Source organism: Streptacidiphilus jiangxiensis (assembly GCF_900109465.1).
In the GTDB taxonomy this organism is placed as follows: Bacteria; Actinomycetota; Actinomycetes; order Streptomycetales; family Streptomycetaceae; genus Streptacidiphilus; species Streptacidiphilus jiangxiensis.
On record NZ_FOAZ01000085.1, the window covers coordinates 1 to 1,888 of the forward strand.

Annotated in this window: 2 protein-coding genes and 1 pseudogene; all 3 read left to right on the forward strand. The window is 72.7% G+C overall.

Going from position 1 to position 1,888, the window contains the following annotated elements:
* Positions 1-539, forward strand: a pseudogene (locus BMY61_RS43760) (F420-dependent methylene-tetrahydromethanopterin reductase); the annotation flags it as partial.
* A complete protein-coding gene (locus tag BMY61_RS43765; protein WP_042445727.1) occupies positions 536-1,648 on the forward strand; it encodes an LLM class flavin-dependent oxidoreductase in 1,113 nt (370 codons plus the stop codon). The pseudogene BMY61_RS43760 and the gene BMY61_RS43765, both read left to right, overlap by 4 nt.
* Positions 1,649-1,663: 15 nt before the next feature.
* On the forward strand, positions 1,664-1,888 hold a 225-nt coding region (locus BMY61_RS43770), incomplete at its 3' end, for an LLM class flavin-dependent oxidoreductase (protein WP_143094857.1).

Sequence of the window (1,888 nt, forward strand, 5' to 3'; positions counted from 1 at the left end):
CCGACGCCCACGAGAGGGCCCGCGTCATCCGCCACCAGCAGGTCAGCGGCCAGACCGCGATCCGCCTGCTGGAGCAGCTGTGGAACCGCGACCTCAGCGCCTACGACCCGGACGGGCCGCTGCCGCAGGTCGACCCGCTGGTCGGCGAGAACACCGTCGCCCAGGGCCGCGCCTCGGTACGGATGCACCGTGACCCGGTGGCCGTGGCCACGGAGTGGCGCGCCCTGGCGGAGGCGAAGCAGCTGTCCATCCGCGAGCTGATCGTGGAGGTGACCGGACGTCAGTCCTTCATCGGCACCCCGGCCCAGGTCGCCGAGGCGCTGAACGAGTTCGTGCAGACCGATGCGAGCGACGGGTTCATCCTCGCCCCGCACCTGACCCCCGGCGGCCTGGACGAGTTCGCCGACACGGTCGTCCCGCTGCTCCAGGAGCGCGGGGTGTTCCGCACCGAGTACGAGGGCGAGACCCTGCGCGACCACCTGGGCCTGGACGCACCCCGCCCGGTCCGGCCGCGCGACGCGGTGGGGGCGGCCTCGTGAGATTCCTGGCCATCACCTTGATCGCGCACGCTCCCGATCCGGTGACGGGTGCGGAGAAGTCCACGCAGGACCGGTTCCGGGAGGTCGTCGACAACGCGCTGCTCGCCGAGGAGCTGGGCTTCGACGGCTTCGGCGTCGGCGAGCGCCACGAGCGGCCGTTCATCTCCTCCTCCCCGCCGGTGGTCCTCAGCCATATCGCCGCGCTCACCAGCCGCATCCGGCTGTTCACGGCCGTGACGACGCTGAGCCTGCTCGACCCGGTCCGCGCCTACGAGGACTACGCGACGCTCGACCACCTCTCCCGGGGCCGGCTGGAGCTGATCATCGGCAAGGGCAACGGCACCGCCCAGCGCGAGCTGTTCCAGGTCACCCCCGAGGACCAGTGGGAGCGCAACGCCGAGTCGTACGAGCTGTTCCGGCGCCTGTGGCGACAGGAGCAGGTCAGCTACCGGCCTCGGTTCCGCCCGGAGCTCACCGACGCCGAGGTCTGGCCCCGGCCGTTCCAGCAACCGGTCCGGGTCTGGCACGGCAGCGCGACCAGCCGCGAGTCGGTCGACCTCGCGGCCCGGTACGGCGATCCGCTGTTCTCCGCCAACGTCACCAACCCGGTCGAGCCCTACGCCGAGCTCGTGCGGCACTACCGCGAACGGTGGGTGCACCACGGCCACGACCCGGCCCTGGCCACGGTCGGCGCGGGCACCGCGGGCTACTACGCGGCCCGCACCTCGCAGCAGGCACTCGCGGTCTACCGGCCCGTCTTCGAGGGTCGGCTGGCGCTGCAGCGGCGGCTCGGCCAGACGCCGGTCTTCGCGACCCTGGAGGACTTCGTCGAGCGCAGCTCCGCGCTGATCGGCAGCCCGCAACAGGTGGTCGAGAAGGTGCACCGCTACCACGAGCAGCTCGGGCACAGCGTGCTGCACCTGCACGCTGACGCGAGCGGCCTGACCGACACCCAGCACCGCGACAGCCTCGAGCTGTTCCAGTCGGCCATCGCCCCGGCCCTGCGCCGCGAGATCCCCGACCCGCCGTGGCCGTGGGCGCCGACGACTCCCCCTCCCCTGCACCCTCGCGTAGAAGCACCCGTGCCGGTCGCCACCGCGACGCCCTGACGAAGGACCACCTCCATGGCCAACACCCCGCTCACCGTGCTCGACCTCGTCCCGATCCCCTCCGGCTCCGACGCCGCCCAGGCGCTGCGCAACAGCATCGACCTGGCCCAGCACGCCGAGGACCTCGGCTACGCGCGCTACTGGTTCGCCGAGCACCACCTCAACCCCGGTGTCGCCGGCACCTCCCCCGCCGTCGTCCTGGCCCTCACCGCGGCCGCGACCTCGACCATCCGCCTCGGC